Here is a 25,738-nt window from a genome sequence, read left to right as displayed (position 1 = left end):
TCTAATCACACAAAATATGCTAAAGAAACTTCTGTGCTCGGCGTTGCTGGCGGGGTCCAGTATAGCCGCTTCGGCGCAAGGCACCCCGTCGTGGTTGCGTTACCCTTCCATATCACCAGATGGACAGACCATTGTGTTCACTTATAAAGGTGACTTGTACAAAGTAGCGGCCGGCGGCGGAACGGCTATGCCTCTGACTCAGCACGAGGCGCACGACTTCATGCCTGTGTGGAGCCATGACGGCAAGTCCATTGTGTTCGCCTCAGACCGTTTCGGGAATTTTGACGTGTTCAAGCTGTCTATCAATGGCGGCGAGGCCCAGCGCCTGACCTTCCACTCGTCCAATGAGTACCCGTATGACTTCAGCCCAGATGATAAGACGGTCTATTTTGGCGGAACCCGCATGGATGCGGCCAGCAACCGCATGTTCTCCACCTTCGCGCTATCAGAGCTATACAAAGTAGGCGTAACCGGCGGACGCGTAACGCAGGTGTTGACCACGCCCGCCGAGGACGTGAAGGTGAGCCAGGACGGCAACGTGCTCCTCTACCATGACAAGAAGGGCGGCGAAAACCAGTGGCGCAAGCACCAGGTATCTGCCATTGCGCGCGACCTCTGGATGTATGATGCCAAAGCCAACAAGCACACTAAACTTACCAACCATGTAGGCGAAGACCGCAACCCCGTATTCGCTGACAATGAGAAAAGCATCTACTACTTGAGCGAAGCCAGCGGTACGTTCAACGTGCACAAGATGGCAGCCGGCACCCCAAATGCCGCCTCTACGCAGGTAACCAAATTCAGCAAGCATCCGGTGCGTTTCCTGAGCGCGTCTAACAACGGTGTGCTGTGCTTCAGCTTTGACGGCGAACTCTACACCAAACAACCCAACGGCGAGCCGCAGAAGTTAACCGTGATTATTGCCACCGATGCCAAGGCCAACAATGAGCGCATTGTGAACGTGGGCGGCGGGGTGAGCGGCATGGCCGTGGCACCCAACGGCAAAGAAGTGGCCTACATCTACCGCGGCGAGGTGTTCGTGTCGTCGGTGGAAGGCGGCGTGACCAAGCGCATCACCAACACGCCAGAGCAGGAGCGCAGCGTAAGCTTCTCGCCAGACGGGAAGTCTCTTTTATATGCCACCGAGCGTGGCAAGGGCTGGAAGATTTACCAGACCCAGATGGTGCGCTCAGAGGAGCCGTATTTCTACGCTTCTACCCTGCTCAGAGAAACCCCCATCATCAACAACGACAAGGAGAACTACCAGCCCGAGTTTTCGCCAGACGGCAAGGAGATTGCCTTTGTGGAGGACCGCATGACGCTCAAGGTGTACAACCTGGCCAGTAAACAGGTGCGCACCCTGCTCACCACCAATGAGCTGTTCTCCATGTCAGACAACGACCAGTACTTTACCTGGAGCCCAGACAGCAAGTGGCTGTCGTTTGAGTTCTCAGAACCGGGTTTCGCCAACGGTGAAGTGGGCCTCATTGCCGCCGATGGTTCCGGCAAGAAAATCAACCTGACGGAGAGCGGTTACCAAGACTTCGCGCCTAAATGGATGCAGGGCGGCAAAATGCTCATCTGGGCCAGCACCCGCGAAGGCATGCGCGCCCAGGCCAACAGCGGCGGCGCCCAAAGTGACGTGTTTGCCATGTTCCTGACTCAGGATGCCTATGACAAATTCAGGCTGAGCAAAGAGGACTACGCCCTGGTAAAAGAAGCCGAGGACAAGGCCGCCAAAGAAAAGGAAAAAGCCAAGGAAAACGAGAAAGACAAAAAGAAGAAAAAGGAAGAAGACAAAGGTATGACCATTGACTGGGAAGGCCTGAAAACCCGCAAAGCCCGCCTGACGCTTCACTCTTCGCAATTAGGCGATGCCGTGGTTTCTAAAGACGGCGAGACGCTGTATTACCTGGCCCGCTTTGAGAAAGGCTATAATCTGTGGTCAACCAACCTGCGCACCAAAGAAACCAAGATGCTGGTTCCTTTGAACGCCAACCGCGCCTCCCTGTCATGGGACAAGGAAATGAAAAACATGTTCCTGTTGTCGGATGGTCGCATCGTGAAACTAGACCCAGCCACGGCCAAACAGGAGGCCGTCGCCATCAACGGCGAGATGAACCTGAACGTAGCCGCTGAGCGCGAATTCATGTTTGACCACGTATGGCGCCGTACGCAGAAGACCTTCTACACCGCCGGTTTCCATGGGGCCAAATGGGCCGAGCTGAAGCCTGACTATGAGAAGTACCTGCCGCACATCAGCAACAATTATGAGTTCTCTGAGATGCTGAGCGAATTGCTGGGCGAGTTGAACGTGTCGCACTCGGGTGCTAGTTTTTCTAACGTGCCGGTGAACGCAGACGCCACTGCCTCACTAGGTATCTTTATGGACCAGACCTACACGGGCAACGGCATCAAGATTGACGAGGTCATCGCTGAAGGTCCTTTGAACAAAGCGGGCCTGAACATCAAGCCGGGCAACATCATTGAGAGAATTGACGGCGAGACCATCACGCCAGAGAAAGACTACGCGCAGTACCTGAACCGCAAGGCCGGTAAAAACACGCTCATCACCGTGTATGACCCAGCCACTAAAAACCGCCGCGACATTACCGTGAAACCAATTTCTGGTGGAGAGGAAAATTCCTTGCTCTACAAGCGCTGGGTACGCCGTAACGCCGAGGAGGTGGACCGCCTGAGCAACGGCCAACTGGGCTACGTACACATACCCGGCATGAACGACCCAAGCTACCGCACCGTCTATGAAGAAGTGATGGGCAAGTACGCCAACCGCAAAGCCATGGTAGTAGACACCCGCAACAACGGCGGCGGTGACCTGGTCGCTGACCTGGCCATGTTCCTGAGCGGCAAGCTGTTTCTGACCTACACCACTGACAACCGCGTGACTGGCGTAGAGCCATCCTTCAGATGGAACAAGCCAAGCATTGCCCTCGCCAATGAAGCCAACTACTCAGACGGCCACTGCTTCGCGTTCAGTTACCAGGATTTGAAACTAGGGAAGCTGGTAGGCATGCCAGTGCCGGGTACCTGTACCTTCGCGGGTTGGGAGTCTCTGCAAGACAACAGCCTGCGCTGGGGCGTTCCGCCGCTGGGCGTGAAAGACGTGCAAGGCCGCTACCTGGAGAACCTGCAAACCGAGCCAGACGTGAAAGTGATGAACGAGTTTGAGCTGGTAGCCAAAGGCAAAGACCAACAACTGGAAGCCGCCGTGCAGGAGTTGTTGAAGGAAGTGAAATAGACTTTGTTAGACACAAGACGCAGGACATAAGACGTAAGAATCTCATGTTGAGGATAACAAAAAGGCCTGAGAAATATCTCAGGCCTTTTTGTTATCTAATCTTAAAGGAAATAATTTCCCCAACTTCAGCCAAACCTTCAATAACCTAGTACAAATCAATATCTTACAGCAATAAATCCAAAAACTATGAGAAAGCTTCTACCATTATTATTGTTGGTTAATGCAGTGTTGTTTTCTGCGTGTGAAGATGACCCTGAAGAGCACCAGGTCAGGTATGAATTCACCTCAGACAAAGCAGACCAGTACAAGTTTAGCTACGCAGTCACTTCCAATAGCGAACCCACTGAAACCATTAATGGTACTACTTGGTCAAAAACGGTGAGCATCCCGGATGAGGAAGGCGTAGGCAACCCTACTATTGCCGCGGTGACGGTGTACCCACCAGCGGCTTGGGTGAATACTGCTACCTCTGCCAAAATCAAACTCACTATTTATGTAGACGGTGCAGTAGCCACTTCCAGAGATGCGACCCTGACTGGTTCTGATTTCAATATGGGAATACGGGAACTAGCCTCTTTCTAAAGATAGTCTTCGTTTTTAGCCTAATTCCCAGAAAACAGTTCAAAAACGGAGTCTACTCAAACAACTGCGGCAACTGCTGGACCAAGGTATACCCACCCATATAGGCCATCATCAACACGGCTATCGCGCCGAAGACAGCCAACCACACCGGGTGTCTATACGAACCTATAATTTTGGTTTTGTAAGCAGCCACTAGAATGGTAGCCAAGGTGATAGGCAGAATCAATCCATTAAGCGAGCCGGCCAGAATCAACAGATGCACGGGCTTGCCAATCAATACAAAGATGATGGTGGAAATGGCAATGAACCCGATGATGAACCACTTCTCATTCTGGGCGATGCGGGGATGGAACGACTTCAGGAAGGAAACCGAGGTATAGGCAGACCCCACAATGGAGGTGACCGCCGCCGCCAGCATCACCAACCCGAACAGCTTGTACCCCACCGCCCCGGCGGCCAATTGAAAGACAGACGCCGGGGGGTTGGCCTCATCCAGCAACAACCCTTTGCTCACTACCCCCAAGGTGGCCAAAAACAGGAACACTCTAATGACAGACGCAATGCCAATCCCGGACACGGCGCTGGCATTGACGCTGGGCAAAGCGGCCTCACCGCGCACACCGGCATCCAGCAAGCGGTGACCGCCCGCGAAGGTGATGTAGCCGCCCACCGTGCCGCCCACCAAGGTAATGATGGCCATGAGGTCCAACTGGTCTGGTAGAACGGTTTTAACCGCGGCCTCACCTAGCGGCGGCGCAGAAACCGCGGCCACGTAAATGATAAGCAGAATCATGAGCAAGCCCATGACCTGAGCAAACCGGTCCATCATCTTGCCGGCTTCGCGCACCAGGAAAATGACAATGGACATAAGCGCGGCAACAATAGCCCCTGTCTCTGGAGCAAGGCCTAGCAGTACCTGAAAGCCCAGCCCTGCCCCACCCACGTTGCCGATGTTAAAGGCGAACCCACCCAGGACAATCAGGATAGAGATGAACACCCCCAAGCCTGGTAAAACAAGGTTGGCAATTTCCTGCGCGCGCTTCTCTGAGACGGCAATCACGCGCCAGACATTCAGCTGCACCACAATGTCCAATACAATGGACACCAGAATCACAAACCCGAAACTAGCGCCCAGCTTCTGGGTAAACACCGTGGTCTGCGTCAGGAAGCCCGGACCTACCGCCGAGGTAGCCATTAGGAATGCCGCCCCTAGCAGGACACTCCAGTTTTTAGTTGATTTCATAAGGTATTCATGGCTTTGAGCGTGATGCCTTCCTGGGTAAGCATTTGGTGCAGGATGCGCGCGAATTCCAGGGCATGCGCCCCATCGCCGTGCAGGCAAATGGTATCTGCCTGAATCTCAATATCTGTCCCTTGTTGGGAGCGAACCTTTCCCTCCTGGACCATGCGCAAGACCTGCGACGTCGCTTCCTTCTGATTGGTGATTAACGCATTAGGTTGTTTACGCGACGTCAAGGTACCATCGGCCTGATAGGTACGGTCCGCGAAAACTTCTTGGGCTACCTGCAACCCAATCTTTTGACCAGCCTTTATCAACTCACTCCCTGCCAAACCATACAACACCGCCTGGGGATGCACGTGGTAAATAGCCTCAGCAATGGCTTGGGCAAGGCCAGCGTTCACCGCTGCCATGTTGTACAAGGCGCCATGAGGTTTCACATGATGCAATTGACCGCCCTGAGCCTGCACAAAGGCGTGAAGTGCACCTATCTGATACACTACCATGTCGTAGACTTCCTCAGGAGAGACCGCCAGCTCTCTTCGGCCAAAGCCTACCAAGTCTGGAAAGCCCGGATGCGCCCCTATGGCTACGTTATTGGCCAATGCCAAACGCACCGTTTTCTTCATCACTGAGGGGTCGCCGGCATGAAATCCGCAGGCAATGTTGGCGGACGTCACAAAGGGCAGAATGGCCTCATCGTTGCCAAGGTGGTAGGCGCCAAAGCTCTCGCCAAGGTCACAGTTTACATCTACCGTCAAAGAAGTATTCATGCCTTGAATGTAAGGGATAAAGTTTGCTTTAGCTTCTCCAGGTTCCGCTCTTGTTTTATGTACATGTATTGCGCCTCCTCCAGAGACACTTCCTGGAACTGAAGAATCTGTCCTGGCAGCGTTTGCGCCAACTTGGACAGGTCAGCCGTGATGACCTGCGCAATTCTGGGGTAGCCGCCCGTGGTCTGGTGGTCGGCCAGGAGCACGATGGGGTTTCCGTTGGAGGGCACCTGCACCGTCCCGAAGGTCACCGCCGTAGATAGTAACTCCTGTGGTTTCTGCAATTCTAACGTAGCTCCTTCCAGTTGGAAGCCCATTCTATCTGATTGCGGCGTTACTTGGAAGGGCGCCTGCCAAAAAGAGGCCTTGCTCTCGGGCGTAAACCAGTCATACTCCGGCCCGCGCACCGCCCGTATGGTGGGGTTCAGTCCATACCCCGGCAGTACCTCAGCCGACGGCGTCCAGGAACTTGCAGCGTAAGATTTATCAGCTAGTCTGCCTTCTAACTTCTGCCAGAAGGAAAGCATCTCAGGAGAAACAGTATTCGTTTCCAGTTCAACGCCAGCGGCAAGCGCTTTCCCGTGCCAGCCCCCGAAACCGGCTTTCAAGTAGGTGGAAGCGCTTCCCAGGATGGGCTCCACTGTTAAACCACCGGCCACACACAAGTAGGCCCTGCCTCCAGTTTTAGGAGCGCTAAATGAGAGCCTGGCCCCCTTCTTGACCAAGATCGGTCGCCACAGCGGGATGGGCTCACCGTCAATTTTAGGGGAAAGGTTTGCGCCGGTGACAGCAATAACATGGTCTTGCGTGAATGAAAGGACAGGCCCCAACAAGGTCATTTCCAGCGAAGCCGTATTCTCCGGGTTGCCCATCAAGAGATTGCCAATCCGGAGGGCCAGCGCATCCATGGCGCCGCTCACAATCACCCCTTCCTTCTGATGCCCTTTCCGGCCCAGGTCCTGCACTGTGGTCAGCAGGCCCGGCTTTTCTATCTTAAGCCCCATGTTGCTCCGCTTGTAAAAAATGGAATTCCTTTTGGCTGATGGGCACAAACTGCACGTACTCGCCCATTTGCAAGAGGCTGGGGGTTTCTCTGTTGGCGTCAAACAGTTGAAGAGGCGTTCTACCTATCAACTGCCAGCCGCCCGGGGTCTGCATAGGGTACACACCCGTCTGCTGGCCCGCTATCCCCACCGACCCAGCAGGAATCACTGGCCTGGGCGTAGACTTTCTAGGCGCGGCCAAACGGGCATTCAATCCGCCCAGATACGGAAAGCCGGGCGCGAAGCCTATCATGTAGACCAGGTACTTCGGGGCCGCATGCAGGGCAATGACTTCCTCTACGGTCAGCCCGGAGTGCTCAGTTACAAAAGGTAAATCCGGCCCGAAATCACCCCCATAACACACCGGAATCTCTTGGATGGTTTTCTTTTTGTTGCGGGTAGCGCTGATTCCTTTTTCCAGCATATCTTCCACCAACCCCACTACGGTTTCATACGGGTTGACCTTCCCTTTCAGGCTGGTGAGCCATGGGTTGTAGTAGATGGTCACCGAGGTGTAGGCCGGCACCTGCTCCACAAATCCATAAAACGGATGCGCCTCCACGTACTTCGCAAACGCCCGCACCTGTCTATGAATCTCACTAGAAATTCCTTCGCCAAACTGCACCACCAACGCACTGTCCCCCAGCGGGAAAAGCTGAATGTGCGAGGTGTCTGTTGGTGAAGTTGTAGCCATGGAAGGAGATTAAAATGGATGGCCTTTTTTAGCTTTTTTTCTGGAAAACAGGCTAAAAACGAAGTCAAGGTAATTAACTTTATACGCTAGGCATTTGAAGATTCAGATAAATACAGCTCTCTATTCTTATGCGGCACCAAAGCCAGGATGACGGCCTGCTCGTAGAGTTGCTTTCTGTCCAGCACTTCATGAGTCAAGATGCCAATGGCCCCGCCCTTCTGCTTGGAGTTGGTGCGCGAGAAAATCTGGTCGTTGGCGGCTCCTAATTCCATTCCCTGCTCTACTAATTCCTGCACAGCTTTGGGTAAGAAGAACGTGCCGGAGCGGGCTTTGCCCACCAAATCCTCGGTTTGGATGACCACCCACGCGAAAGTGGCTAATTCTCCCTGCAGATAATCCACGCCACCCTCTATGCCTACCCAAGCATCAGCCTCGGGGTGGGCTTCTTTGGCATTCTGCACGCGGTTGAGTGCGCCGGTGAGCGTCTCTGCATCGGTCATGGGCTGGTCTGCTACGCCGGAGGGCACCGTCACGGAAACCGTTTCAATGGTGGCGTGCGGGAGCATCTGTTGCAAGCCGCCCAGCGCCGCGCTCACTTTCACTGGATTGCCAGAGGCGACTACTACTTTCAAGGATGGTTTATCAAACATGTTATGCGTATCAAGAAATGAGCACCCGTTTTTGGCTTGTTTTCTGGAAATCAGGCCAAAACGCCACTAATGCGCATGCCTTTCCTAGAGCCTCGGGGAATTAGACAGGAATTCGCCTATTCCTTTGTAGCTTTAGCATGGCATGAAACATAAATATATCAAAACCCTTTCAAACGGTCTGTTACTTCTCACCGCGGTGGCCTCCCTTTCTTGCAGTTCATCCAAAATGGGCCCAGGTTCTCCGGCAGTCGCGGTAGAGACCGGCGTCTCTAAAAAGCTAGCCGAACACCGGCGCGCCATCCTGCAAAACCTGGCCTACAGCCTGCACCTCAACATTCCGGCGCAGAAGCAAGCGCCCATCCAAGCCAGTGAGAAAATCAGCTTTGTGCTGAAGGACAACGACCAGCCCCTACAACTGGATTTCAAGGAAAAGTCCGACCATCTCAAGAGCCTCCGGATCAACGGCAAACCGGTGGCCGTGAGCCTCGCAAAAGAGCACATTGTCCTTCCGGCCAAGGCTTTGAAAGTTGGGGCCAACGTGGTGGAGATTGATTTCATTGCCGGGGATTTGTCTTTGAACAGAAACGAAGAATACCTGTACACGCTCTTGGTGCCCGACCGCGCCCGGACTGTTTTCCCATGCTTCGACCAACCTGACTTGAAAGCCACCTTTGAACTGACCTTGACCCTGCCCAAAGAGTGGAAGGCCCTGGCCAACGGTGCTTTGCTGGACTCAACGGTCACGGCCAATGACAAGACCTATCGGTTCCAGAAGTCAGACACCATCAGCACGTACCTGTTCTCTTTTGCCGCCGGAAAATTCCAGCACGTGAGCCAAGCGGTAAAGGGCCACACCATGCACTTTCTGCACCGCGAAACCGACCAAAAGAAATTAAAATTAAGCTTGGAGCCTATCTTCCAAATTCACGGCGATGCCTTAGCCTTCATGGAAGACTACACCCAGATAAAATACCCGTTCCAGAAGTTCGATTTTGTGGCCATCCCAGACTTCCAGTACGGCGGCATGGAGCACGTGGGCGCCATCCAGTACAAAGCTTCTACCCTGTTATTGGACGAGGGCGCTACGCAGGACCAGAAGATTTCCCGTTCCAGCTTGATTTCGCATGAGACGGCGCACATGTGGTTCGGGGATTTGGTGACCATGGAGTGGTTCAATGACGTCTGGATGAAAGAGGTCTTCGCCAATTTCATGGCCGATAAAATCACGCAGGTGGCGGTGGCCAACTCCAATTATGACCTCAAGTTTTTGACCGACCATTTCCCAGCGGCCTATGGCATTGACCGGACCGCGGGCGCCAACCCCATCCGGCAGAACCTAGACAACCTGCAGGACGCGGGCTCCATGTACGGCAACATCATTTACCACAAGGCGCCCATCATGATGCGCCAACTGGAGCGCCTCATGGGCGAAGAGCCGTTCAAGCAAGGCCTTCGCAAGTACCTGAAAACCTACGCCAACGGCAACGCCACCTGGCCAGAACTCATCCAGATTCTAGACGCGCTTACTCCGCAAGATTTGCAGGCCTGGAACCAGGTGTGGGTGAACGAACCCGGTCGGCCGGTCTTTGACTATGACCTGAAGACCGCCAACGGCACCATCATAGAACTACGCATCTCGCAGAAAGGTGAAGACGGCTCGGCCCGCGTCTGGCCGCAGTTCTTTGAGGTAGCCCTGGTGTACCCTAACCGCGTGGAGCAATTGACAGTGAATGCCAACCAGGCGCAGGTGACCGTGCCCAGTGCCGTGGGCAAAGCCGTGCCTTTGTATGTGCTTTTCAATAGCACGGGGCAGGGTTATGGCGTGTTCCCGGTAGATGCCAAACTGCTGGGTTCTATGTACAGTTTGAAGAGCCCGGTTGAGAGAGCCTCGGCGTACATTAATCTGTATGAGAACATGCTCAACGGTCGGTCGGTGACGCCGCGGCAATTGCTGGATACCTATAGAAAAGGCTTAGCGCAGGAGCCCGAGGAGCTGAACCTGAAGCTGATGACTGGCCAACTAAGCGACATCTACTGGCGCTTGTTGTCTGCCGCAGAAAGAAACAAACTGGCCCCGGACCTGGAGAAAGAACTGGTCCAGGCGGTGCAGAAACAGGTCAAGCCCAACTTCAAGAAACTACTGTTTAAAACCTACCAGAGCATTGCGCTCACCAAAGAAGCGCAACAGCAGCTTTATCAAATCTGGAAAGAAGAACAAGCCCCCGAGGGCGCCAAACTCACCGAGGACGACTACACCTCTTTGGCCCTGGCCCTGGCCGTGCGCGACTACCCCAACAGCGCTGAGATTTTGCAACAGCAGATGAGCCGCATTCCTAACCCAGACCGCAAACAGCGCATGCAGTTCCTGCTTCCGGCCTTGTCTGGGGACGTAAAAGTACGCGATGCCTTCTTCGCTTCTTTGAAGAACCCAGAGAACCGTGAGAAAGAGTCTTGGGTCTTGTCGGCGCTGGGCTATCTGCATCATCCCTTGCGCACCGCCACCTCAGAGAAATACCTGGCTGAGAGTCTGAACATGCTCACCGAGATTCAACAGACCGGGGATATCTTCTTCCCCTACTCGTGGCTGTCGGCTACCTTCGGGTCTTACGGCACTACCTCCGCCGCCAATACGGTGCGTTCATTTTTAGCCCAGAATCCAGATTACAACTCAAAACTGAAAGCCAAGATTCTGCAAGCCGCCGATGGGTTGTTTAGAGCGGAGAAGTTGTTGAAGGAAAGCAGATAGAGGCTAAAGTGAATTTTAATATCCGTTTTTGGTCTATTTCCTGGAAATCAGCCTAAAAACGTATTAGCGTGGTCCCTTCTCCCTGAGGGAGAAGGTTAGGATGAGGGGGAAATGCATTGGTGGATTTGTAGAGACTAGGCACTGCCTTGTCTCACACGCATTGCCTTCATTTGCAGGTGTAAACACCCCTCTACTGAGCTGCGCTCGGTGCCTCAAACTCTCGTTTTGGCAATCCTCAAGGGGAGAATCTGCGATTGGCAATGGCTATTATTAGGTTGTTCTTCATCGTTTCATCTAATGATTTGGATAGACTACCTGAGAAAGCATTTAACCTTTCTGTCTTTATAACCCAGTCCTTCGTATTTTTGCATCATGATTTTAAAAGCCTTCTGCACAGACATTGACGGTACCCTCTTGAACAAAGACCGGGAACTGTCACCAAAAACCATTGCAACTCTACAGCGCCTGCCCAAAGATTTCCCGGTGATTCTGGCGTCTAGCCGCATGCCCAGCGCCATGTACCACCTGCAGAAGGAATTGGGCGTGCATCCTTCGTCGCTCATCTGCTACAACGGCGGGTATGTCTTGCATTTTGCCGAAGGCTCAGGAACGCCCGAAGTCCTGGAGACGGTGATGATACCGGTAGCTATCTGTCAGCCTATTCTGGAGATGACGCAGGGCACGCAGGTACACATGAGCTTGTACCAGGAGGATTTCTGGTACGCCCCGCAAATGGACCAATGGACCGAGCGCGAAGAGAAAATCACCAAAGCCAAGGCCATCCTGCAACACCCTGCCCAGGTCCTAGAAAGCTGGCAACAGGCCAACACCGGCGCGCACAAAATCATGCTTATGGGCCCTGAGGCCGAAATCCATGCCTTAGAGCAAGCCTTGAATGGGCAGTTTGGCGAGGAGATTCACATCTACCGTTCCAAAGACACGTACCTTGAGCTGGCGCCCAAAGCTATTTCCAAAGCATCGGGTCTAGAGTTAATCTTGCAGAAACATGGCATCCAGCTGTCTGAAGTGATTGCCTTCGGGGACAATTACAATGACATTCACATGCTGCAGGAAGTGGGTCTGGGCATAGCCGTGGCCAACGCCCGCGACGAAGTGAAAGCAGTGGCTAAGGAAGTCACTTTGAAAAGCATAGAAGACGGCGTGGCCGTGGCCGTAGAGAAATACTGCCTGTAACATATAAGATGCCGTTTGGGGGCTGTTTTCTGGAAAACAGCCCCCAAACGGCATCTCTCCCTTCTCTTCTTAATTAAATCCTGTAGTCCGCGCAAATGTTGGTACCTTTGCGTCTTGCTTCAGTGCGCATCAAAATCCTGATTTGTTGTGTACAGACTAGAAAGCTTCTATTCAAGAAGGTTACCACTGGTCTTGCCTTGGAGCAATTGTCACAAACATCATCATAGAAGAAGCGCGTGGAAACACAGAAGAACAATCCCCTTCACGGAAAAACCCTGGAAACCATTCTAGCCCAGTTAGTGGAACACTACGGTTGGGAGAAGTTGGGCGAACGCATCAGGATTAACTGCTTTGTCAGTGACCCCAGCATTCAATCCAGCCTCAAGTTTCTCCGAAAGACGCCCTGGGCTCGTACAAAGGTGGAATACCTGTACGTAAAAACCTTCGGCGGCAAGTAAAGAGGAGTCACCCGCGCATTAGTCTATCACCCAAGAATCACATCACCATGTCAAAAGACGAACAAGTACGCTTAAATAAATACATCAGTGACTCTGGCTTCTGCTCTAGAAGAGAGGCCGACCGCTACATTGAAGAAGGCCGCGTGACCATCAATGACCGCATCCCCAAAATGGGCGCGTCAGTAAAACCCGGCGACGTAGTGGCTGTGGACGGCGAAACCATCAAGTCCAAAAAACCGTCGGACCGTCCCATTGTGTTGGCCTTTAACAAGCCGGCCGGGGTGACCTCCACCACAGACCCGAAGGATAAAACCAACATCATTGACTTCATTGGCTATCCCAAACGCATCTTCCCCATCGGGCGTTTGGACAACCCTACTGAGGGGTTGATTTTCCTGACCAATGACGGGGATTTGGTGAATAAGATTCTGCGCGCGGACAACAACCATGACAAGGAGTACTTGGTGACGGTAGACAAGCCCGTAACCGATGAGTTCATTGCCAAGATGAGCAACGGCGTGCGTTTGTTTGAAGGCGTGACCAAGAAATGCTTCGTGCAGAAACGCGGGATTAAGAGCTTTACCATTGTGCTCACGCAAGGCTGGAACCGCCAGGTGCGCCGTATGTGCGAAGCCCTTGAATATAAAGCCACCAGCTTGAAGCGGACGCGCATCATGAACGTAAAACTGGCTGATTTACCTACTGGTCACTGGCGTCATTTGTCTCCAGACGAGATGAAAGGCCTACTGGAAGCAGTATCAGATTCTTCCAAAACTGAGGAGGCTTCGGCCAAGACCAGAACCACCGCCAAACAGGCCGCCGAGGAAGCCGAGAACGACTTCTCTGACCTGCGCGAAGAGGAAGAGTTTGGTGTGAAGGTTCACTACGCTAAACCTCAGCAGTCGCTTCCGGCCTCTGAGCACAAGCGCACCCTGCCCGGCGAAGTGAAACGCGAATACTTTGAGCGCAAGGCCAAGTACCCGGCCAAGAAAACCGGCACCGGCAAACCAAAAGCGGAAGCCAGCGGCAGACCAAAGCCCGCTTCTACCAGAGGACCCAAAAGCGCGGCGCCTACCAAATTAGGAGCCAGACCAGCGGCCAGCCCCAACCCGAAATCGGCGGCCAATCGTAAGCCCAAAGCCAGCGGCCCGGCCAAACGCACCGCGGGCACCAGAGGCGGCAAACGCAGTAAATAGGTAATTAGGCAGTGTCTTCTAGCCACTAATCATTGAGTCAAATAAAAGTAAAAGAATTAGGCTTAGTTAGTAAGCCAGAAGGAAGGAGAAGTTTAAAAAGCTTCTCCTTTTACTTTTTGTCTTTATTATTCACTCCCATAATTCTGCTAGGAGGACTTCTTTTCATGATTCCTGCAAGCCTCCTCTCGCTCTACCAAAGATTTTCATGGACTAAGGGAGAAAAGCTGCGGATGAAAGCCCAATTGACTAAATCCAGCACAATAGAGCAGTGGACCTATTGGACTGAAATGAATTCCATCAAACTGTACCAAAACCTTGAAGGTGAGATTCGATTCGGACCGGGCTATTTTTCAGTTAAAAGTGAGCCATTACTCCATGATTTTGATGGTAAAACATTTGGAGGCTGGTTCTTTCACTATAAAGACGGCATATTCCTCCAACAATGGGACTCAACCAAAAGTCCTCACTCGTCTCTCTTGTATTTTGACACTGTAGGTCTTACCATCATTGAGTTAAAAACTCAGGTTCCTTCAGTCATTTGGGAGATGGAAGTTTTGGAAGAAAACCAACTCCAATTGAATTGCGACACAGGCTATAAGATTTTGGAGTTAAGAATTGAGTTAGGAACTAGAGACTAATAAAACTTCACAAATACAAGCGGCGTTTTTAGGGATGGTACCGCGGTAAACTCAAGGAAATTCAATGGAAATGGAACACCACCAGTATGAGCAACAGGTCTTGCATGACCTGCGGGCGTGGCAGGAGCAGATGCTCCGGAGGCCTACCCTCGTTAACCAACTGGCGGCCCGTTTCCAAAAGAAGGTAAACAGCTTCATTCCGGAGAAGGTCCATAAGGGCATTACTACCACCTTGCGACAAATGATAAAAGCCGTGCTGTTCGGGGCGAAGATTACGTCCCGGCCGCCGGTTTCATATTCCAGCCTGCAAGCCCAGGAAGCCGCCGTGATAGAGCGCATTGAGTTCTACAAAAAGACCGCCGCCGCCGAGGGAGGCATCACCGGCGCTGGTGGAATACTACTGGGTTTGGCCGACTTTCCACTGTTGCTAAGTTTGAAGTTAAAGCTGCTTTTTGAGATTTGTAGCCTTTCTGGGTTTGACGTGCGCGACTACCGGGAGCGGGTGTACTTGCTGCACATCTTCCAGCTGGCGTTCAGTAGTCACCAGCACCGCCGCGAGGTATATTTGCAAATGGTGGATTGGGAAACCCAGAAACAGCACCTGCCTGAGGACATAAACGAATTTGACTGGCGCACCTTCCAGCAAGAGTACCGCGACTATATTGACCTGGCCAAGATGGCGCAGTTAGTGCCCATCATTGGCGCCCCCGTAGGTGCGATAGCCAATTATATGTTGTTGCAAAAGCTGGGTACCACCGCGCTCAACGCCTACCGCATGCGCTACAAAGAAACTCTGCACCTTCCCGCTTCTACTAGCGCCAATTCATAACGCTGTGGTAGATGAGCGAGGCCGCTAACTTGGCCGTTCTGCTGTCTATGTCAAACTGAGGATTCAGCTCCACCACGTCCAGACTGAGCACCTTGCCAGATTTCATGATTTCCTGCAAAAGCAAAAGGACAATATCTGGCTGCACGCCCATCGCCGCCGGGGCACTCACCCCAGGGGCATACCCCGCCGCGAAGACATCCAAATCAATGCTCACATACACTTTGTCCACTTTGGATAGAAAGGCCTGCACGTCGGTTTTTAGAGCCTCGGCTTTGAACATGTGCAGGTCCTGCGACAGTACATATTCTGCACCCAGGTTCTGCGCGGTATTGAACAAAGCTCGCGTATTGCCATATTCCTGAATGCCCAGACAGAGGTAATTAAAGTCTTTGTTCTGCTTATCTAAGACGTCTGCTATCTGCAAAAACGGCGTACCTGAACTGGGTTGCGTTGCGTAACTACGCAAGTCAAAATGGGCATCGAAATTGATGACACCCAACGTCTCCTCTTCCTGCAACCCAGATTGTAAACCCAGAAAATGCCCATACGCCGTTTCATGGCCACCGCCTAAGACAATGGTTTTGTAGCCATGCTCCTGCAAGGCTTGCACCTTCTTGCCCAACTGCACCTGCGCTTCTTCTAGATGCTGATTCAACACCAGCACATCGCCCGCATCGTGTAGAGAAGATTTGCTGGGCAAGTGGTTCGCGAAGGAGGCCATGGCTTGCCGAATCAAAGGCGGCGCGCTGGCCGCTCCTACCCTGCCCTGGTTCCGGCGCACGCCTTCATCACAGCAGAACCCCAGGAATGCAAAACCACGCTTGCCCGGCGCCACTTGTGGCAATTCCTGGTCCGGCGACAGCCTGAGCAACTGCATCACCTGGTGCCAGCGCAAGCCCAACTCACCGTCTGCGGCATCTACTCTTCCTTTCCAGGTCTGGGCATCTGTGGGTTTATACATGGGGCTTGGTTATGTATTGTAACGATAGTTAAGTTGCTTAAATGCAGGTTGATTTTTATTAAAGTCTGCCCGCTTTTGGCCTGTTTTCTGGTAAACAAAGCAAAAACAGACAGCAAAATTTGCCATGGTATATTATAAAGGCATTTCACCCACTTTTGTCATCCTGAAAGGACTTTGTGGGAAAGCTGTAGTAGCGCCTTTTCAGTGAGTTTACTCCATTATTAAAAATTACAGAGATGATTGTTTCATTGCTACTGCCTGTTTAGTTTGCCCACATAGTCCTTTCAGGATGACAAAAAAAGAAGGAAGTGCTTTCTAGAAAAGAACATCCTTACAACCTGTGGGTCTTTTGTCTTGTGTCTTAAATCTTGTGTCTACTAACCTACACCAATATCCCCTTCTTCCAAACCTTGCTTGGTTTCAGCTTGCCTTGCACATAGAGAATCTCCTGGTAATCATCTGTATTGAAAGCAATCATGTCTGCCAGTTGGCCAGTGGCCAGGGTGCCTCTGTCTGATAGGCGAAGAGCATGGGCGGCGCGGAAGGTGATGCCAGCCCAGGTTTCAGCCATGGTAAGTTTTTGGGCAGCGCTTAGCAGGGCGGCTTGCAGGAGTAAGTCGCCCATGGGCGCAGAGCCGGGGTTCCAATCTGTGGCGATGGCGACGCAGAGGCCGGCGTCCAGCATTTTGCGCGCGGGTGCGTAGTGCATACCCAAACCCACCGATGCACCTGGTAAAACGGTGGCCACCACGCCGGCTTCTTTCATTATATCAATCTCCTCTTCGCCGCTGGCCTCCAGGTGGTCAGCGCTGGCAGCATGCACACGGGCGGCTACTTCACTTCCGCCAGTAGAGAACTGGTCGGCGTGGACGGTGATGTCAAAGCCCAGGTCCTGGGCGTCTTTCAGGTAGCTTAAGGCGTCTGCTTCGTCAAAGGCGGTGTCTTCTATGAAAATGTCCACGCGGTTGGCTAGGCCTTCGGCTTTTACCTGGGGCAGCAAGATTTCCACTACATGCTTCAGGTAAGTGGCCCCGTCTTCAAACTCCGGCGGAACCATGTGCGCGGCCAGGCAGGTAGGCACCAACTCCAAAGGCTGTTGCTGGCTTACGTTCTGGATGGCGCGCAGCATTTTCAGTTCATCATCTAGGGTTAGCCCGTAGCCACTCTTTACTTCGCAGGTGGTCACGCCTTCTTGTAAGTGCCGTTGACAGCGTTGCAGCAGGCTTTGCTCCAGTTCTGCCTGGCTGGCTTTCCTGGTCTTGCGCACGGTGTCCAGGATGCCGCCGCCGCTTCTGGCAATCTCTAAGTAGGTTTTACCCGCTATGCGCAAGGCGTAGTCCTTGGCTCTGGAACCGGCAAAACAAAGGTGCGTGTGCGCATCAATCAGCCCGGGCAATAACACCATCGGCTCCTCTATCCATTGAACGGAATACAGTTGTTCTTCGGCTTCTTTGAGCAGGTGCGCGAAGGCCTCTAGTTTCACTATTTTCCCGTCATGCACCAGAACCCCGGCCTGTTCCACAATAGGCAGGGCTTCATCCAACAGAGGTCCGTTCAGGGACAAACCGGCCATGGTCACCGCCTGCGCGAACGGCCCGATTAACAGAAACGATGCTTTTGCCATAGTTTTAGGATAAGGTGATGGAATTAAATAGGATAGTCTAATTTACGCCTGTTGTTAGTAGAGATTCAATCTGTATTTATCATGCTGGTGGTATCCCCAAGATGCCCTGCACATGGTTAGCGGTTCATGTAGAATTCACCATAAAGTTTAGTAAAAAGCCTTTCCGTTTTTAGTCTGTTTACGAGAAAACAGGCCAAAAACGGAAAGGCTCATCACAGGTATTTCTTATACGTTCAGGCCGAATTTCTCAGCGTTCTCTTGAGCAGTTTCATAGCCCGCATCTGCGTGACGGAAGATGCCCATGGCCGGGTCATTGTGCAGAACGCGGCTTAGGCAGCGGTCGGCGCGGTCTGTGCCATCTGCTAGTATCACCATGCCCGCGTGCTGTGAGTAGCCAATGCCTACGCCGCCGCCGTGGTGGAACGACACCCAGGTGGCACCGCCGCTGGTATTGGCCATCAGGTTGAGCAAAGGCCAGTCAGACACGGCGTCAGAACCGTCCAGCATGCCTTCGGTCTCACGGTACGGCGAGGCCACCGAACCGCAGTCTAAATGGTCACGACCAATCACGATAGGCGCTTTCACTTTGCCTTCGCGCACCAGTTGGTTAAACATCAGGCCAGCTTTCTCACGTTCACCCATGCCCAGCCAGCAGATGCGGCACGGCAAGCCTTGGAACGCAACTTTCTCCTGCGCCTGCTCCAGCCAGTTAATCATGTGGGTATTCTCAGGGAAGAGTTCTTTCAAGGCTTCATCCGTGACTCTAATGTCCTCTGGGTCCCCAGACAAGGCGGCCCATCTAAACGGACCCTTGCCTTCGCAGAACAGTGGGCGCATGTACTCCGGTACGAAGCCCTGAATATGGAACGCATCTTTCTCGCCGCCCTGCATCGCAAATTCGCGCAGGTTGTTACCGTAGTCAAAGGTTCTGGCGCCGCGGTTTTTTAATTCCAGCATAAAGTGCACGTGGCGGGCCATGCTTTTGAGAGACTTCTCTTTATAGGCAGAAGGATCTTCTTCTCTTAACCTTTTAGCTTCTACCAAGGTCATACCGTTGGGCACATAGCCGTTGATGGGGTCATGGGCCGAAGTCTGGTCGGTTAACACGTCTGGGGTGATGTTGTCTTGAATCATGCGTTCCAGCACATCGCCAATGTCGCCTACCAAGCCCACTGAGATGGCTTCGCCTTTGGCTTGTGCCGCCAGCACCAGGCGCATGGCCTCATTGTAGTCATAGGTCATCTTGTCAATGTAGCGGGTCTCCAGCCGTTTCTTGATTCGCTCAGGGTCAATGTCCACGCCTAAGAAAGTCGCACCGGCAATGGTGGCCGCCAATGGCTGAGCCCCACCCATTCCGCCTAAGCCGCCCGTCACCACCAATCTATTGCGCAAATCTCCGCCAAAATGGATTCTACCGCAGGCGGCGAAGGTCTCATAGGTGCCTTGCAGAATGCCCTGGGTGCCAATGTAAATCCAGCTTCCAGCGGTCATCTGGCCGTACATCATCAGGCCGCGGTCGCGCAGGTTATTGAAATGCTCCCAGGTGGCCCAATGCGGCACTAGGTTAGAGTTGGCTATGAGGACGCGCGGTGCCTCGGCGTGCGACCGTATCTTGCCCACGGGCTTGCCAGACTGCACCAATAGACTTTCATCCTCTTCCAGGGTCAACAACAGCTCCACAATCTTGCGGGCGTCTGCCGGCGTACGCGCGGCCTGGCCAATACCACCGTAGACCACCAGCTTCTCGGGATCCTCGGCCACCTCGGCGGTGAGGTTGTTGAGGAACATGCGCAAGGCAGATTCTGACTGCCAGTTCTTGGCGTTCAACTGTGGGCCGGTGGGCGGCGTGTAGACCGGGTGCGTGGCGTATTTCTGGATGAATTCTTCTACTGTGAGATTAGAGTAGACAGCGGGTGCCGGGGCATTTACAAGTTCCATGTGAGCAAGGGTTAAAACGCAAATGAGTGCAGGAAATTAGCGATTTTCTTGGAGTCTATGGGAGATTGTTCCTCAGAAAATGCTGTAGTCCCTTTGTGGTTCTTCTACTGATTTGCACTTTCAGAATTGGTCTATGAATCCCATCAGCTTTGAACAACTTTAAATTAAGCAAGACTACCTTCCAGCAACACATTCATTTTAAAAAGAAAGACCTTGCCTAAAAAACCTATTTAAGGTGGGCAAAAAGGCCTCATGCAACCTAAAGACCGTTAAACCGTTGCAAGAGAAATATTGCACTTATAGAAGCGCAGCACCATACAGACACCCCAACCCCTAATTCTACCTAACTATGAAAAAGAACATATTCTACAGTGGCGCCCTGGCAGCCCTTCTGCTGTTCAATTCTTGCGCCACCAACCCGGTGACCGGCAAGAAAGAAGTGATGCTGGTCACCGAGGACCAGGAACTGGCCATGGGCTTACAAGCCGACCCACAGGTGGTAGCGCAGTTTGGGTTGTACAACGACCCCGCCATGCAAAAATTCATTCAGGAGAAAGGCGAACAAATGGCGGCCGTTTCTCACAGAAGTAATTTAAAATATACGTTTAGGGTCCTGGACTCAGAGGTGATTAATGCCTTTGCCTTACCCGGCGGCTATGTTTATTTTACACGGGGCATCATGGCGCACATGAACAACGAGGCGCAGTTTGCAGGCGTTTTGGGCCATGAGATTGGGCACGTAACGGCCCGTCACTCGGCTTCGCAGCAAAGCAAAGCGACCTTAACCCAAGGCCTTTTAATCGGGGGCATGATCTTGAGCCCCCAGGTGGCACAGATGGGCGAAACTCTGTCACAGGGAGCTAGCCTTATGTTCTTGAAATTTGGCCGGGACGATGAGCGCGAGAGTGATGAGCTGGGCGTGGAATACTCTACCAAGATTGGCTACGATGCCACCCACATGGCAGACTTCTTCCAGACCCTGCAACGCAGCAGCGCGCAGTCTGGGGCCCAGGAACTGCCGGATTTCATGTCTTCTCACCCTAACCCCGGTGACCGTTACACCACAGTAAAGCAACTGGCCGCCCAATGGAAACAGAAGGTCAATACGCCTTTAAAGGAAAACCGCAACAGCTTCTTGAAACTGATTGACGGCATCATCTACGGCGAGGACCCGAAACAGGGCTTCGTGGAGAACCAAGTATTCTACCACCCTGAGCTCAAGTTCCAGTTCCCTATCCCTCAGGCCTGGCAGTACCAAAACACGCCGCAGCAAGTACAGATGGCCCCTAAAGACGGCAAGGCGCTTATGTTCCTGACCTTGGTGCCGGGCACCGCCCTAGAGTCTGCCGCGCAAGAAGTAGTGACCAAGTACCAGTTGCAGCCCCTGGAGTCTAGAAGCGTAACCGTAAACGGCCTGCCGGCCATAGCCATCGTGGCAGACCAGAAGCCATCACAAGAAGCCCAGCAACAACAGCAGCAACAAGCGGCCGTGCGTGCCATGATTTACCTGATCCAATACGGCGGCAACATTTACGGCATATTTGGGGTGACCTCGGCCACAGACTTTAACGCCTACGCTCCTACCTTTTCCAATACCATGCAGAACTTCAGGACCCTCACTGATCCCGAGAAACTGGGCCGTCAGCCAGACCGTGTGCGCGTGAAAACAGCGGCTAAGTCCACTACCCTGGCCCAAGCCTTGGCTTCATACCAAATTCCGCAGAAACGCCATGAAGAAATAGCCATCTTGAACGGCATGCAGTTAAACACCCAATTGCCCGCCGGTACTCTATTCAAGATAGTTACCAAGTAGGCTGTCATTATCATCTAATAGGTTCCGTCGTTTTTGGCCTGTTTCCTCAGAATCAGGCCAAAAACGACGGAATTTCTACTAAAGATAGAGCCAATGGAAATGGACGTGATTCATGACGAAGAGGACCTCAGGTTCTATGCTGTTTTAGGCCAAGAGGAAGCCGAACTAACATACACCTACTCAGAAGACAAGGTGCTGGATTTGGATTACACCTTTGTGCCCGAAGCCTACCGGAACCAAGGCCTAGCCGACCAACTGGTCAAGGCCGGGCTGGAGTTTGTGAAGGCCCGCAACTATCGTTTCATCCCCTCTTGCCCTGTGGTGGAGGCTTACGTTCATCGGCACCCGGAGTACCAGGCCTTGATGGACTGATCAACCTTAGTTTTGGCTTCTTTTCCAGAAAACAGGCTGAAACTGAATTTCTAATCAACCCTTTAAAACGACAGAAACCATGGGCGTCACCGACTTGTTTGAGAAGATAAAGAAAGAGATCAAAGCCATACTAGGCGAGGAAGCCAAGGACAAGTTCTTCCAGCACGAGAACACTTTCCCAGATGAGGCCAGCGCCGTGCAAGCGTTTGCAGAATCCAGGCAGAAACTGTTCAACGTGGAGGATTGGTCCCACATGACGGGCATCACTTCTACCTTTGAGTTATATGACGCCCAGGGCCAACGCGACCCGAATAAAAAACCAGACCTAGGCGACTATATCAAAATCATTCTGCCGGCCACCACCATTGAGAACTGGGTGAAAGTCATTGAAGTGGTGGAAGAAGAAAACCTGGCCAAGTTTGTGGTACAGCCCAGTCATAACCCGCTAACGCCGGCAGAAGAACCTGGCAAAATCGAGCATTTCTTCACCGAAGAAGCCACCAGTACCTTTCTGGTAGCCCGCCAAGGCACTACCCTCTTGGCCTGTGAAATTGGCAAGAATGAAGTAGCCAACAACCAAGGCGAAGAAGCAGGCGACCGGCCCATTTTGAATACGGTGATTTCTACTGGCGGCTGGGCGGGCTTCCAAGCTATTCAATGGGGCAACCTCACCAAGTTCCTGGTGCACTTAAAGGACTAAGCCTTTCCTACTCCACCATAACAGTACAGCCCGGCTTCTACAAAGAAACCAGGCTGTACTGTTTATTTAGGCAAGTCTTAGGCTTGCTTCACTAACTGAATCTCAGCCAAAAGTTTGATTTCATCTGCTACCACCACGCTACCAGCTTCGGTGACGGCGTTCCAGGTCAGGCCAAACTCTTTGCGGCTAATCTTGCCGTTGATGGTAAAACCGGCCTTGGTCTGGCCGTACGGGTCCACCACAATCCCCCCGAACTCCACGTTCACGGTCACTGGTTTGGTGATGCCTCTAATAGTAAGGTCGCCGTGCAGTTGGGCCTCGTCCTCGCCGCGTTTCTCATAACGGTTGCCCACAAATTTGATCTTGCCATGGGTATCAGCGTCAAAGAAATCGGCGGACTTCAGGTGGGTGTCGCGCTGCTCGTTGTTGGTATTGATGGAGTTGACGTCTGCGGTGAACAGGATCTTGGAGGCGGTGGAGAAATCATCGTTCTCCGTCTCTACCTCCACATTGAAGGTCTGAAAATACCCCGTCACGGTGGTGATCATTAAGTGCTTTACTTTGAACTGCACCTCTGAGTGCATGGGGTCAACGGTCCATTTAATTGCCATAGTTTTTGATATTAGAAATTGAATACTTGTGCTCCTTCTATACGGCTCTTTCTCACAGCAAGTTGAATTAGCATAGAGACAAATAATGTACCTACAGGAAAAGCCTGTCAGCAGCTAGCAAAAAACATCCTATTGCGTTTTTGGGCTAATTTCCAGGAAACAGGTCAAAACCGAACGAGGAGGTATTTAGGCACTGACGACTTCGGTGGTTTTGGCAATGTCATGGCAGACTTTGTTGAGGAATGCCAACTGCTCTTGTAGCAAGGTATCTTCCTGGCTGGCGGGCTCCTGCGCTTTTACTTCTGGCTGATGGCTTTCTAAAGCAATTTTTGGTTGCGCAGGGTCTAAGGTGAGCAAGGCGCTTTGGAGGGCGTGCGAGGCCCGGCGCACTATCCGCTTATACGGCTCTGAAAGGACCTGCTTCTGGTTGGATAACCTCCCCGAGGCCATGGTGGCGATGAAGGAGGAAAGGATATGGTTGAGCACCACCAGCTCATAGACTTCCTTCTTTTTGCGCTGCTTGCTTTTGGGTTCAGAGGCCATGCGCTGGAATGCCGCAGATAAATTGGCTGCGCTCACATACACTTCTTTCCGGGCCAATTTGTACTCCACTTCCGTGATGTCAGGCTTGGCCAGCATCTGCAGGTAGGTCAGGTTTGCCTGGATGGCGGCTTTCAGGAAGGTCTTGATTTGTTTGGCCTCCCAGTTGGGGAAGATGAGGTAACTGGCCAGGAACGCAATGCCGCAGCCCACCAGCGTGTCAATCATGCGCTCCTGCACCACCTCTAGGCCAGACGCTCCCAGAAAACTGAACACCAGCAGCACAAATGGCGTCATGAACAGCACGCTCCAGACGTAATTGATGCGCTGCACGCTGTAAGTGCCCACCATGAAAAGGACCATCAGTAAAAACCTGGCCAGCGGATCTTCAATGTAGTACAGTACCAGAATCCCCACAAAACTGCCCACCAAGGTGCCTAGCAGGCGCTGGTAGTTGCGCTGTTTGGTCACGCTAAAACCGGGCTTTAAGATGAACACCAGCGTCAGCAACACCCAATAGCTGTGCTCGCCATACGGGAAGATCTTGGTCAAGGCATAGGCGGCCAAGCTGGCCACCGCCATCCTGAAGGAAAACCTGAACACCGAAGATTTAAAGGTGAGGTTCTGGATGAACAGCTGCGTGTCCAGTTTTAAATGCGAGACAAATGGCGCAAAGGCCTCACGGGGCGAGAAAGAAGCGTCTTCTGCGGCACCTTCGCGCAGGTACTGTTCTATGCTGTGCACTCGCTGGGCTATCGCTTTAAAATTGACATTGATCTTTTTAAGCACCAGCACCTGTAGTCCTTCGTGGCTTTGCTCTATCTGCAAGATGGCGAGTCGCATTTCTTCCAGCTTAGTCGCCAAAAGTTCTTCTTGCCCGGCATACGGCCTGTTGGCCTGCACCGCCAAAGAAATATGGTCCAGTTCTTGGGCGTACAGTTGTATCAATTCTATGATCTTTGGCAACACACCGGTGGGCGCAAACTTCTCCCGAAGGGCGGTGTAGTCATAATGAATGGCGGTAATCTGCTCATAGAGGTCCACCAGGTCCACAAAAATCATGAACAGCGTGCGGCCCTTGCTGGTGGAGTCTTTCACCACCAGTCGGCTTTTGAAGAGCAACTCCCGCACGGCGTCCTGTTTCTCGTTGACCAACACTTGCTGCGTGACTAGTTTGCGATACTGCTCTCCAAGGTCGGCGGCAGGATTGTAGAACTCGGCTTTGATCTGGAGGAATTTGGCTACCTCCCGGATGCCTTCGGCCAGCGCTTGTTGGGCCTGCCGGTAAGGCATCACCTGTCCCGTGAATAGGCTCAGAAGCGCATACCAGGCACCGCCCGCCAGGATCAACAGACTGTACCGCGGCACGGCGCTGGGCTCAATGGGCTGGGCCAGTGTCATGATCATAACCAGCAAGGATGCCAAACCAATGAGCGAAGCGCGCAAACCATACACCAAAAACATGGAACAGACCAAGCTTAATACCAGAATCTCCAGGCCCAACAACACCGGGTACTGCCGCACATAGCCCGTCACCAGGCCCACCAGCGCGCACAACACCATGCCCACCGCCATGCCGTTGCGCTTGTGCGTGACCGGCCCCGGCGAGTCTGCCAGGCTGACGCAGATGGCCCCCAAGGACAGACTGAACCCAATCTCTAAATGGCCAAAGTAAGACGCCACTAAACATGGCAGCAGCACCCCAAGCGTGGTGGTGAGGCCGTCAGAGAAGTGCTGGCTGAAAAAGAAGTACTGGAATTTTTGTAGTTGCCGTTTGCTAAGCATGTTCATGTCATGAAAATCACTTCCCAAAAAACTCAATAGACCGCGGTTGGCTTCAGGAAATGTTCTTAACGGGTGATTGGCGGCAAAGGTAA

The 25,738-nt window shown here is 52.7% G+C and carries 21 protein-coding genes; 11 read left to right on the top strand and 10 right to left on the bottom strand.

Annotated features, from left to right (window positions below):
* Positions 1-16 precede the first annotated feature (16 nt).
* Positions 17-3,259: a S41 family peptidase gene (locus TH61_RS12510; RefSeq protein WP_066509826.1), complete on the top strand. Its 3,243-nt coding sequence runs from the start codon at positions 17-19 to the stop codon at positions 3,257-3,259.
* Positions 3,260-3,445: 186 nt separating this feature from the next.
* Positions 3,446-3,841, top strand: coding sequence for a hypothetical protein (locus TH61_RS12505; protein ID WP_157600707.1), 396 nt, complete (start codon positions 3,446-3,448; stop codon positions 3,839-3,841).
* 52 nt (positions 3,842-3,893) lie between these two features.
* Here TH61_RS12505 and TH61_RS12500 read toward each other — a convergent pair whose 3' ends face one another.
* From TH61_RS12500 to yjjX, 5 genes are all read right to left on the bottom strand, one after another.
* Positions 3,894-5,084, bottom strand: coding sequence for an NRAMP family divalent metal transporter (locus tag TH61_RS12500; RefSeq protein ID WP_066509818.1), 1,191 nt, complete (start codon positions 5,082-5,084; stop codon positions 3,894-3,896).
* Positions 5,081-5,854, bottom strand: a complete 774-nt coding sequence (pxpA, locus tag TH61_RS12495; protein WP_066509813.1) for a 5-oxoprolinase subunit PxpA — start codon at positions 5,852-5,854, stop codon at positions 5,081-5,083. The genes TH61_RS12500 and pxpA overlap by 4 nt, the downstream gene beginning before the upstream one ends.
* Positions 5,851-6,858: a biotin-dependent carboxyltransferase family protein gene (locus TH61_RS12490; protein WP_066509812.1), complete on the bottom strand. Its 1,008-nt coding sequence runs from the start codon at positions 6,856-6,858 to the stop codon at positions 5,851-5,853. Before TH61_RS12490 ends, pxpA begins: the two co-directional genes overlap by 4 nt.
* Positions 6,848-7,591, bottom strand: a complete 744-nt coding sequence (gene pxpB, locus TH61_RS12485) for a 5-oxoprolinase subunit PxpB (RefSeq protein ID WP_066509805.1) — start codon at positions 7,589-7,591, stop codon at positions 6,848-6,850. Before pxpB ends, TH61_RS12490 begins: the two co-directional genes overlap by 11 nt.
* A gap of 86 nt (positions 7,592-7,677) precedes the next feature.
* On the bottom strand, positions 7,678-8,241 hold the full coding sequence (gene yjjX, locus TH61_RS12480) for an inosine/xanthosine triphosphatase (protein ID WP_066509804.1): 564 nt from the start codon (positions 8,239-8,241) through the stop codon (positions 7,678-7,680).
* Between the two features lie 142 nt (positions 8,242-8,383).
* Between yjjX and TH61_RS12475 the strand changes: the two genes are divergently transcribed.
* The 6 genes from TH61_RS12475 to TH61_RS12450 all read left to right on the top strand — a co-directional run bounded on the left by TH61_RS12475 (position 8,384) and on the right by TH61_RS12450 (position 15,302).
* A complete protein-coding gene (locus tag TH61_RS12475) occupies positions 8,384-10,987 on the top strand; it encodes a M1 family aminopeptidase (RefSeq protein WP_066509802.1) in 2,604 nt (867 codons plus the stop codon).
* Positions 10,988-11,359: 372 nt separating this feature from the next.
* Positions 11,360-12,181: a Cof-type HAD-IIB family hydrolase gene (locus tag TH61_RS12470; RefSeq protein ID WP_066509800.1), complete on the top strand. Its 822-nt coding sequence runs from the start codon at positions 11,360-11,362 to the stop codon at positions 12,179-12,181.
* A 236-nt stretch (positions 12,182-12,417) separates the two neighbouring features.
* Complete coding sequence (locus TH61_RS12465) at positions 12,418-12,639, top strand: VF530 family DNA-binding protein (RefSeq protein ID WP_066509797.1); 222 nt, start codon at positions 12,418-12,420, stop codon at positions 12,637-12,639.
* 47 nt (positions 12,640-12,686) lie between these two features.
* Complete coding sequence (gene rluF, locus TH61_RS18490) at positions 12,687-13,835, top strand: 23S rRNA pseudouridine(2604) synthase RluF (RefSeq protein WP_066509789.1); 1,149 nt, start codon at positions 12,687-12,689, stop codon at positions 13,833-13,835.
* 32 nt (positions 13,836-13,867) lie between these two features.
* A complete protein-coding gene (locus tag TH61_RS12455; protein WP_157600706.1) occupies positions 13,868-14,473 on the top strand; it encodes a hypothetical protein in 606 nt (201 codons plus the stop codon).
* A gap of 70 nt (positions 14,474-14,543) precedes the next feature.
* Positions 14,544-15,302: an EcsC family protein gene (locus TH61_RS12450; protein ID WP_066512824.1), complete on the top strand. Its 759-nt coding sequence runs from the start codon at positions 14,544-14,546 to the stop codon at positions 15,300-15,302.
* On the opposite strand, the gene hutG is transcribed toward TH61_RS12450, so the two are convergent.
* The 3 genes from hutG to TH61_RS12435 form a co-directional block, all read right to left on the bottom strand.
* Positions 15,286-16,263 carry a formimidoylglutamase gene (gene hutG / locus TH61_RS12445; RefSeq protein WP_066509784.1) on the bottom strand — a complete coding sequence of 326 codons (978 nt, stop codon included), beginning with the start codon at positions 16,261-16,263 and terminating at the stop codon, positions 15,286-15,288. The genes TH61_RS12450 and hutG overlap by 17 nt on opposite strands.
* 382 nt (positions 16,264-16,645) lie before the next feature.
* Positions 16,646-17,887 carry an imidazolonepropionase gene (gene hutI, locus TH61_RS12440; RefSeq protein ID WP_066509782.1) on the bottom strand — a complete coding sequence of 414 codons (1,242 nt, stop codon included), beginning with the start codon at positions 17,885-17,887 and terminating at the stop codon, positions 16,646-16,648.
* A 225-nt stretch (positions 17,888-18,112) separates the two neighbouring features.
* The gene (locus TH61_RS12435) at positions 18,113-19,825 is read right to left on the bottom strand and encodes a urocanate hydratase (RefSeq protein WP_066509780.1); all 1,713 of its coding nucleotides are present in this window, start codon (positions 19,823-19,825) and stop codon (positions 18,113-18,115) included.
* Positions 19,826-20,174: 349 nt separating this feature from the next.
* Here TH61_RS12435 and TH61_RS12430 point away from each other — a divergent pair, with 349 nt between their 5' ends.
* From TH61_RS12430 to TH61_RS12420, 3 genes are all read left to right on the top strand, one after another.
* Positions 20,175-21,638 (top strand): M48 family metalloprotease, encoded by a 1,464-nt coding sequence (locus tag TH61_RS12430; protein ID WP_066509776.1) that lies wholly within the window; start codon positions 20,175-20,177, stop codon positions 21,636-21,638.
* A 99-nt stretch (positions 21,639-21,737) separates the two neighbouring features.
* Positions 21,738-22,010: a GNAT family N-acetyltransferase gene (locus tag TH61_RS12425; RefSeq protein ID WP_066512821.1), complete on the top strand. Its 273-nt coding sequence runs from the start codon at positions 21,738-21,740 to the stop codon at positions 22,008-22,010.
* A gap of 79 nt (positions 22,011-22,089) precedes the next feature.
* Positions 22,090-22,710, top strand: coding sequence for a hypothetical protein (locus tag TH61_RS12420; RefSeq protein ID WP_066509774.1), 621 nt, complete (start codon positions 22,090-22,092; stop codon positions 22,708-22,710).
* Between the two features lie 77 nt (positions 22,711-22,787).
* On the opposite strand, the gene TH61_RS12415 is transcribed toward TH61_RS12420, so the two are convergent.
* Positions 22,788-23,321: a YceI family protein gene (locus tag TH61_RS12415; RefSeq protein WP_066509771.1), complete on the bottom strand. Its 534-nt coding sequence runs from the start codon at positions 23,319-23,321 to the stop codon at positions 22,788-22,790.
* 186 nt (positions 23,322-23,507) lie between these two features.
* Positions 23,508-25,646, bottom strand: coding sequence for an FUSC family membrane protein (locus TH61_RS12410; protein ID WP_071887964.1), 2,139 nt, complete (start codon positions 25,644-25,646; stop codon positions 23,508-23,510).
* Between the last annotated feature and the right edge of the window lie 92 nt (positions 25,647-25,738).

It is taken from the genome of Rufibacter sp. DG15C (assembly GCF_001577755.1).
Taxonomy (GTDB): domain Bacteria; phylum Bacteroidota; class Bacteroidia; order Cytophagales; family Hymenobacteraceae; genus Nibribacter.
The sequence above is the reverse complement of the archived record's forward strand: the minus strand, read 5'-3'. Positions and strand labels throughout refer to the sequence as shown.

Excerpts from the sequence above, each read along its gene's own strand:
- TH61_RS12450 (WP_066512824.1), top strand. The coding sequence starts at position 14,544 with ATGGAACACCACCAGTATGAGCAACAGGTCTTGCATGACCTGCGGGCG.
- rluF (WP_066509789.1), top strand. The coding sequence starts at position 12,687 with ATGTCAAAAGACGAACAAGTACGCTTAAATAAATACATCAGTGACTCT.
- TH61_RS12415 (WP_066509771.1), bottom strand. The coding sequence starts at position 23,321 with ATGGCAATTAAATGGACCGTTGACCCCATGCACTCAGAGGTGCAGTTC.
- TH61_RS12435 (WP_066509780.1), bottom strand. The coding sequence starts at position 19,825 with ATGGAACTTGTAAATGCCCCGGCACCCGCTGTCTACTCTAATCTCACA.
- TH61_RS12490 (WP_066509812.1), bottom strand. The coding sequence starts at position 6,858 with ATGGGGCTTAAGATAGAAAAGCCGGGCCTGCTGACCACAGTGCAGGAC.
- TH61_RS12430 (WP_066509776.1), top strand. The coding sequence starts at position 20,175 with ATGAAAAAGAACATATTCTACAGTGGCGCCCTGGCAGCCCTTCTGCTG.
- TH61_RS12420 (WP_066509774.1), top strand. The coding sequence starts at position 22,090 with ATGGGCGTCACCGACTTGTTTGAGAAGATAAAGAAAGAGATCAAAGCC.
- TH61_RS12510 (WP_066509826.1), top strand. The coding sequence starts at position 17 with ATGCTAAAGAAACTTCTGTGCTCGGCGTTGCTGGCGGGGTCCAGTATA.
- yjjX (WP_066509804.1), bottom strand. The coding sequence starts at position 8,241 with ATGTTTGATAAACCATCCTTGAAAGTAGTAGTCGCCTCTGGCAATCCA.
- hutI (WP_066509782.1), bottom strand. The coding sequence starts at position 17,887 with ATGGCAAAAGCATCGTTTCTGTTAATCGGGCCGTTCGCGCAGGCGGTG.
- TH61_RS12425 (WP_066512821.1), top strand. The coding sequence starts at position 21,738 with ATGGACGTGATTCATGACGAAGAGGACCTCAGGTTCTATGCTGTTTTA.
- TH61_RS12475 (WP_066509802.1), top strand. The coding sequence starts at position 8,384 with ATGAAACATAAATATATCAAAACCCTTTCAAACGGTCTGTTACTTCTC.
- TH61_RS12505 (WP_157600707.1), top strand. The coding sequence starts at position 3,446 with ATGAGAAAGCTTCTACCATTATTATTGTTGGTTAATGCAGTGTTGTTT.
- hutG (WP_066509784.1), bottom strand. The coding sequence starts at position 16,263 with ATGTATAAACCCACAGATGCCCAGACCTGGAAAGGAAGAGTAGATGCC.
- pxpB (WP_066509805.1), bottom strand. The coding sequence starts at position 7,591 with ATGGCTACAACTTCACCAACAGACACCTCGCACATTCAGCTTTTCCCG.
- TH61_RS12500 (WP_066509818.1), bottom strand. The coding sequence starts at position 5,084 with ATGAAATCAACTAAAAACTGGAGTGTCCTGCTAGGGGCGGCATTCCTA.
- pxpA (WP_066509813.1), bottom strand. The coding sequence starts at position 5,854 with ATGAATACTTCTTTGACGGTAGATGTAAACTGTGACCTTGGCGAGAGC.
- TH61_RS12410 (WP_071887964.1), bottom strand. The coding sequence starts at position 25,646 with ATGCTTAGCAAACGGCAACTACAAAAATTCCAGTACTTCTTTTTCAGC.
- TH61_RS12470 (WP_066509800.1), top strand. The coding sequence starts at position 11,360 with ATGATTTTAAAAGCCTTCTGCACAGACATTGACGGTACCCTCTTGAAC.